Annotated in this window: 7 protein-coding genes; all 7 read right to left on the bottom strand. The window is 75.8% G+C overall.

Features of this window, described 5'->3' with window-relative positions; all coding sequences use genetic code 11:
• On the bottom strand, window positions 1–306 hold a 306-nt coding region (locus tag VP06_RS21980; RefSeq protein ID WP_048465917.1), incomplete at its 3' end, for a DUF429 domain-containing protein.
• A gap of 64 nt (window positions 307–370) precedes the next feature.
• Window positions 371–1,645 (bottom strand): NAD(P)/FAD-dependent oxidoreductase, encoded by a 1,275-nt coding sequence (locus tag VP06_RS21975; RefSeq protein WP_048465916.1) that lies wholly within the window; start codon window positions 1,643–1,645, stop codon window positions 371–373.
• 133 nt (window positions 1,646–1,778) lie between these two features.
• The gene (locus VP06_RS21970) at window positions 1,779–3,023 is read right to left on the bottom strand and encodes an allantoate amidohydrolase (RefSeq protein ID WP_048465915.1); all 1,245 of its coding nucleotides are present in this window, start codon (window positions 3,021–3,023) and stop codon (window positions 1,779–1,781) included.
• An 89-nt stretch (window positions 3,024–3,112) separates the two neighbouring features.
• Entirely contained in the window at window positions 3,113–4,468 is a 1,356-nt protein-coding gene (locus tag VP06_RS21965; protein WP_082167545.1) for a BatD family protein, read from the bottom strand.
• Entirely contained in the window at window positions 4,462–5,286 is an 825-nt protein-coding gene (locus tag VP06_RS21960; RefSeq protein WP_048465914.1) for a tetratricopeptide repeat protein, read from the bottom strand. The genes VP06_RS21965 and VP06_RS21960 overlap by 7 nt, the downstream gene beginning before the upstream one ends.
• Window positions 5,286–6,206: a vWA domain-containing protein gene (locus VP06_RS21955; protein WP_048465913.1), complete on the bottom strand. Its 921-nt coding sequence runs from the start codon at window positions 6,204–6,206 to the stop codon at window positions 5,286–5,288. The genes VP06_RS21960 and VP06_RS21955 overlap by 1 nt, the downstream gene beginning before the upstream one ends.
• Window positions 6,203–7,171 carry a VWA domain-containing protein gene (locus VP06_RS21950; protein WP_048465912.1) on the bottom strand — a complete coding sequence of 323 codons (969 nt, stop codon included), beginning with the start codon at window positions 7,169–7,171 and terminating at the stop codon, window positions 6,203–6,205. The genes VP06_RS21955 and VP06_RS21950 overlap by 4 nt, the downstream gene beginning before the upstream one ends.

Raw genomic sequence — 7,171 nt, 5'->3', positions numbered from 1 at the left:
GGCGATCGCCGCCGTGTAGTCGGGGGCATAGACGACGCTGCGGGCCGAGGTCGGGAAGACCGAGGCGCGCCGCGGGCCGAGGAGCGCCCGGACCAGCACCTCGGCGGTGCGGCCGCCGGGGCCGACGCGATCCGGCAGGCCGATCGGGATGTCGACCGCCACGATGGCGGGCGCCTCCGGCGCATCGCAGATCGCCGCCAGGCTCGGCAGCACCCGGGCGCGGATGGGGTCGGGCCGGCCGTCGCGCGGCCCGAACACCGCGACCCAGCCGCCCGGGCATCCGTCCACGCCCGCGACCCAGGTCATGCTGCCGTTTCCCCGCTCGGACCGGGATCGCCGGCGGCACGCGCCATGGTCGCGCGCCGGCCTCTCACCACGGCCATCCGAGCAGCCGCCCCGGCGCGAACGGCGCCACCGGCACCGCCGGCATGCGGCCGGTGGCGAGATCGGCGACGAGCTGGCCGGTGATCGGGCCGGTCGAAAGGCCGATATGGCCGTGGCCGAAGGCGAAGATCAGGCCGGGATGGCGCGGCGCGGGCCCGATCACCGGCAGGCCGTCCGGGGTCGAGGGGCGCGAGCCGAGCCAGGGCCGGTTGTCGAGGGGTGGGCCGAGCCGCACCGTACCGGCCGCCTCGCGGGCCGCCGCCTCGATCTGGCGGTCATCCGGCTCCGCGTGACGGTCCGCGACCTCGACGCCGGAGAGCACCCGCACCCGGCCCTCGCCCATCGGCGACAGGATCGAGGCGGCGCCGGTGTCGTAGATCGGGCGGGTGAGGACCGGGCTGTCGGGGTGCAGGGCGTAGTGGCGGTGATAGCCGCGCTCGGCCGCGAAGGCGAAACGGTAGCCGAGGGGCCGCGACAGCTCGTGCGCCGCCGCCCCGGTCGCCAGCACCACCTGCCGCGCCCGGACGGTGCCGCCCGGATGGACGACGCGCCAGCCCTCCGATCTGGGTTCGAGGCGGCTCACGGTGGTGCGCAGCGACCGGCCGCCGAGGCCGGCGAACAGCCGCTCGGCGGCCTCGACGAGGCCGCCGGGATCGCCGACAGCGCCGGTCTCCGGCAGCAGCATCGCCCGGGCGAAGGGGCGGATCAGCGCCGGCTCCAGCGCCTGAACCGCCGGCCCGTCCAGGATCTCGAACGGCACGCCGTGCTGCGTCAGGATCTCGCGCTCCAGGGCCGCACCCGCGAAGGCAGTATCCGTCCGGTAGAGCTTCACCCAGCCGCATTCGCGCAGCAGGTGAGGAACGCCGGCCCGGTCGGCGAGGCGCCGATGCTCCGGATAGGCGGCGTTGGTGAGGGGCGCCAGCGCGTCGGCGGCCCGGCGCCAGGCCGAGGTGCGGGCACTCGCCAGAAAGTGCACCGCCCAGGGCATCACCCGCAGCAAGTGGAGGTGGCGCAGCCGCAGGCCCGGATCGGCGTTGCGCAGATAGGCCGGCAGCTTGCCCCACAGGGCAGGGCTCGCCATCGGGAAGATCGAGCCGCGGCTGACCACGCCGGCATTGCCGTAGGAGGTCCGCGCCCGGGCCTCGCCGGGATCGCACAGGACCACGTCCTGCCCGCGATCCTTCAGGGCGATGGCGCAGGACAGGCCCACCATGCCGCCGCCGACCACCACGATGTCGGCCGTCTGCTCGTCCTGTTGCATGGAAGAACTCTTTCGCTACCCGGGGCTTGCGCGATTGTTCGACGCCCCGCCCGACCCACACCCTCATCCTGAGGTCGCGCGTGGGAGACGAGAGGCTTCCGTGATCCTGCCTTCGCGGACAGGACCGGCCGCGTCACTGCGGCAGCCCCGCAAGATCGAGCACCGTGCCCAGAAGCACCCGCGTCGCCGCGTCGGCATCCTCCAGGGTGATCGATTCGGCCGGATTGTGGCTGATGCCGCCGCGGCAGCGCACAAACAGCATCGCGGACGGCCCGATCGCCGCCATCGCCACCGCGTCGTGGGTGGCGCCGGAGGGCAGCCGCAGGGGGGCGAAGCCGAGGCGCTGCGCCGACCGGTCGAGAGCGGCTTGCAGGCCGAGATCGAGCGCGACCGCGGCATTGTCCATGTAGGTCTCGCTCGCGAAGCCGACCCCGCGGCGCTGCGCGATCGCGCGGCACGCGGCCTGGATCGCGGCGAAGAGCCCGTGGCGATCGGCCTCCACCGGCGCGCGCACGTCGAGGCTGAAATCGACCTGGCCCGGGATCACGTTGACGGCCCCCGGCACCACGGTGAGCGACCCCACCGTCGCGACGGTGCCGGCCACGCCTTCGCTCAGGCGCTCGACCGCAAGCGCCATCTCGGCGACCGCCGCGAGGGCGTCCCGGCGCATCCCCATCGGCACCGTGCCGGCATGGTTCGCCTCGCCGGTCACGGTGCAGCGCGCCCGGGTCAGGCCGGCAATGGCCGAGACCACGCCCACCGGCTGCACCGCCGCCTCCAGGGCCGGGCCCTGCTCGATATGGACCTCGAGATAGCCGGCGATCGCCTCGCGCGCCCGGGCCAGGGCCGGGATGCCGTCGGGGTCGCCGCCGAACTGCGTCAGCGCCTCGCGCAGGGAGGTGCCGGCCGCGTCGCGGCCCTCCAGCCACTCCATCCTGTACTGCCCGGCCCAGGCTTTCGAGGTCGAGAGCGAGGTCGGGAAGCGGACGTTCTCCTCGTCGCCGAAGGCGACCACCTCCAGGGCGAAGGGCAGGACGAGGCCGCGGGCGCGGATCTCCTCCGCCACGACCAGTCCCGTCACCACCCCGAGGGGACCGTCGTAGCGCCCGGCATCGACCACGCTGTCGATGTGCGAGCCGAGCACCAGGGCGGGCAGCCCCGGTTCCCGTCCCTCGATCCGCCCGACCACGCTGCCGGCGGCGTCGATCCGCGCGCTCAGCCCCGCATCCCGCATCAGGCCGAGCACCGCCTCGGCGGTCGCCCGGTGGGCCGGCGAGAGGTAGAGCCGGGTCAGCCGTCCGGGCTCGTCGGTGTGGCGGGCGAGGTCGTCGATCAGCGCCATCACGCGGGCGCCGAGGCGGGGGGTGGTTTCGGTCATGGCAAACGCGACCCTGCGGGCTTCGAGCCGGCGGTATGCAGGGTCGGTGCCCGAGAAGGCAACCGGCCTCGGGCCGGGCCCGCGGAATCTCAGACCTTCGCCGGGCGCGGGCCGTCGAGGGGGGCGAGGCTGTCCGCAGGCGCGGCGGGCGCCCGGATCGCTCTCAGGTCCCGGACGAGGCCGTCAAGGGCCGGCACCGGGACGTCGCCCTTGCCGAACAGGGCGGCATCGAGGGCGGCAAGGCGCGGGCCGAGGCCGGGATCGGCCCGCCACGCCGCCGCGAGGGCCGGGTCACGGCGACCGGCATCGGTGAGGGCGGCGTGGAAGGACCGCGCGTCGCGCCGCCGGGCGGCCCGGGCGAGGCGCCGCAGGGCGGGGGCCGCCGGGGCCGCGCGATGGCGGGAGAGGCCCCAGGCGCTCAAGGCCAGCCCGAAGGCGGCGAGACCCGCGGCGAGCGCCCGCCAGGGCGAGGCCGGGGGCGGGGGCGCTTCCTCGGCAACCTTGGCGGCCCGGCCGCCGATGATGCGGGCGGGGATCTCGGCCTCGCGCATCACCCGCGCCCTTGTGTCGAACCACGGGATGGCGATCGCCGAGAGCGTGATCGGCTCCGGCACGCCGGGGCGCACGTCCCAGCGATAGGTCACCCGGGCCACCGGGCCCGCCGGGGTGATGCGGGTCTGACGCTCGACCGGCCCGGCGAAGGTGAGGACGCCGCGGGTGCGCAAGACCGGCCGCGGCGGCAGGGCATCGGCGGTGACGCCGCGGGCGTCGAGCGTCACGGTGCGGCGGGCCGGCTCGCCGAGCTTGAGGGTCTCGGGCTCGGGCTCCCACTGGTCGGTCACCGTCACGTCCTGCGCCGCCAGCCACCAGGGCTCGGGGGCATCCGGACCGCCAGGTCCCTGCCAAGCCGCGACCTCCAGGGGCAGGGGGGCGGAGCGCACCTCGACCACCCGGCGCTCGCCGCCATCGACGATGGTCAGGCGGTGCACGAAGGGATCGATGACGAAGCGGCCGGGCCCCTGCGGAAACACCGCGACCGTGCGCTCGAAGCCGCGCGCCTCCTGGCCCTGGATCGTCACGCGGGACCAGTGGTCGCGGCCGAGCTGGGTCCAGCCGAAATGCGGCAGGCTCGGCTGGCGCAAATCCTCCAGGGCGATCTGCGCCCGGTAGGTGCCGCGGATGCGCAGCAGCACCATCTCGCGCGGGTATGGGGCTGCGCCGCCCGGCACCTCGGCGGTGACGGTCAGGCCGAGATCGCCGTCCTCCAGGGCGAAAGCCGGCGTCGCGGCGAACAGCAGGGCGGCGGCGAGACGCCCTCTCCTCCGGTTTCCGATTGATCGCTTCGCGATGCGGAAACCGGCCTCGCTCAGGCGCCGCGCGGGCTTGCTGAGACGGTGTCCGGACGGATCGTCCGGAAACCGTCTCAGAATGAATGGCCTTACCATGGGTTGCTTCCGGGCTGGACGGCGGTGCCGGCCTCGCGCCGGCGGGTCTGCTCGGCGAGGACGCGCAGGCGCACGAAGCGGCCGGGATCGTCGGTCAGGGTCGCGAGCCAGTGCCGGTCCGGGCGGATCTCCCGCGCCTCGAAGCTCTTCGAGACCCGGCGCGCCTCGCGCTCGATCACCTCGGACACGCTGGCATTGCCGCCGCCCTGGCGCCCGCCGCCCTCGGCATCGCTGGCCGAGCCGCGCGCCTGGCCGCGGCCGGGATCGACCGACCGCTGCTCGGCCCGGCCGGTGCGCGCCGCCTTGGAATTGCCCGGCGAATCGGCCGCCGAGGACGCCTCGCGGTGGCCGGCGAGGCCATCGCCGGTCGAGGCGGTGCCGGGGTCGTTGGCGTCGGATTCGGTCTTGGTGGCGTAGCGGGTGGCGGCGTCGGCCTTTGCGTTCGCCTGGCCGGCGGTGCGGCCGCCGGGGGCGTCGGGCGTGTCGAGGAGGCGCGCGACGAGTTCGCGGTTGGCCTTGGCGTCCTCGTCCGACGGGTCGCGGGCGAGCGCCGCCTCGTAGGCGGCGAGCGCCCCTTTCAGGTCCCCGGCGAGCGCCAGCGCGTTGCCGCGGTTGTAGGGAGAGGCGGAAAACGCCTCAGCCGCCTCGGCATAGCGCCCGGCGGCATAGAGGGCGGTGCCGCGCCAGGCCGGATCGTCGCTGACCCGCGCCGCCAATCCCGGCATCCCGGCCCCGATGAGCAGGCGGGCGAGGGTGGCGGGCTCCACCGCGAGCCCCATGAGCGCCACCGCACCGGCGGCGAGGAGGAGGGGTCGCATCAGGCGCTCCGCCGGAAAAGCAGCAGGACCGGCAGCAGCGCGAGGCCGGCGAGCCAGCGGCCGAGATCCTGCCAGGCCAGCACCGTGTAGCCGCCCTCCGTGAGGTGGCGGGCGACCGTCTCGGAGATGGCCGCCAGGACCGGGCCCGGGGCGTCGAGGCTGCCGGCGCTGCCGCCGCCGAGGGTCGCGAGACGGGACAGGCCGCTGCCATCCGGCCGCGGCGCCTCCGGCGGCAGGGCGGGATCCGGCACCAGCACGGTGTGCAGCCGGTGGCCCTCGTCCCGGAGCGCCGACGCCTCGCGAGAGGTGGCGTCGTCGAGGCCGCCGCCATCCGTCACCAGCACCACATCGCCGGTCACCACCGCGGCCTCGGCCAGCGTCCGGCGGGCGAGCGCCAGGGCGCGGGCCGGGTGGCTGCCGCGATCCGGCACGGTGGCGCCGTCGAGGGCAAACAGGATGGTGCTCAAGGACTCGCGGTCGGTGGTCGGCGTCGCCACGAGATAGGCGTCGCCCGCATAGGCGATGACCGCGACCGCCTTGGTGCCGGCGGCCTCCGCCACGCCTTGCGCCAGCGCCCGCGCCTCGCCGAGGCGCCCGCCCTCGGCGACCGAGCGCGACAGGTCGAGGGCGATGATCGTGGCGTCGAGGTTGCGGAACCCCGCCACGTCGCGGCGCTCCCGCGCCGGGCCGGCGAGGCCGAGAGAAAGGAGCGCGGCCGCCAGAACCAGCAATCCCTGCCCGACGCGCCGTCCCGGCCGCACCGCGCCGCGCGCTTGCAGCGCCGCCATCAGGTGCGGCTCCACCGCCTTCGCCCAGTCGCCGAGGGGCGCGGACCGGTGGGCGGCGCGCCAGGCCAGCAGCCCGAGAAGCGGCAGGGCGAGGAGCCACCACGGGCGGAGCAGGGTGAAGGCTTCGGTCACGCCCCCCTCCGGGTGAGCAGGAGAACGAGCGCCGAGAGAAGCGCGACCCCGCCCGGCCACGGCCAGAGGTCACGGCGCAGGGGCACCGGCGGGGCCCGGTCGCGCCCGCCTTCGAGGGCATCGATGCTGTCGGCCACACCCTGGAGGTCCTCGGTGGTGCGGACCCGGAAGAACCGGCCGCCGCTCGTCGCCGCGACGTCGCGCAGCGCCTCCGAATCGACCACGTCCTGCTCGCCATTGGCGTCGGCGAGGTCGCGGGGGCCGAGCGCGATGGTGTGGACCCGGATGCCCAGCTCGTGGGCGAGCACCGCCACGTCCCGCGGCGTGGTCTGGCCGGCATTGTTGGCGCCGTCGGAGAGCAGCACCACCACCTTGGACGGGCCCGGCAGGGCGTTCAGGCGCTTCAGGGCGAGGCCGAGCCCGTCGCCGATGCCGGTCGAGCGGCCGACGAGGCCGATCTGCGCCTCTTCCAGCGCCCGGGCGACCGCCCGCGTGTCGAAGGAGGGGGCGGCGGCCACGTCGGCCTGGTCGGCGAAGATCACGAGGCCGACCCGGTCGCCGGCCCGGCGGCGGATGAACTCCGCCCCGACGCGCTTGACCGCCGCGAGCCGCGAGGTGGTGCGGCCGTCGAGGGCAAAGTCGATCCGCTCCATGCTGCCCGACAGGTCGAGGGCGAGCACGATGTCCCTGCCCGAGGCCGGGAGTGCCGCGCCGGGCAGGACCAGGCGCGGGCCGGCAAGCGCCGCGACCAGGGAGACCCAGAGCAGCCAGGTGAGCGCCGCGCGCCCGCGCACGCCGACGGTGAGGGGCCCGCCGCGATCGAGCCCGGCGACCAGGGAGGGCGGCACCGCCAGCGCCCCGCTGCCGCCCGGCCGCGGCGGCAGGAAGCGGGCGGCCAGCAGCGGCAGCGGCAGGAGCAGGCCGGCAAGCGGCGCCGCGACATCGAGGGAGGCGAGACCGGCCAT

Origin of the sequence: Methylobacterium aquaticum, assembly GCF_001043915.1 — a bacterium.
Taxonomy (GTDB): Bacteria; Pseudomonadota; Alphaproteobacteria; order Rhizobiales; family Beijerinckiaceae; genus Methylobacterium; species Methylobacterium aquaticum.
This window is presented reverse-complemented; position numbering and strand designations above follow the sequence as displayed.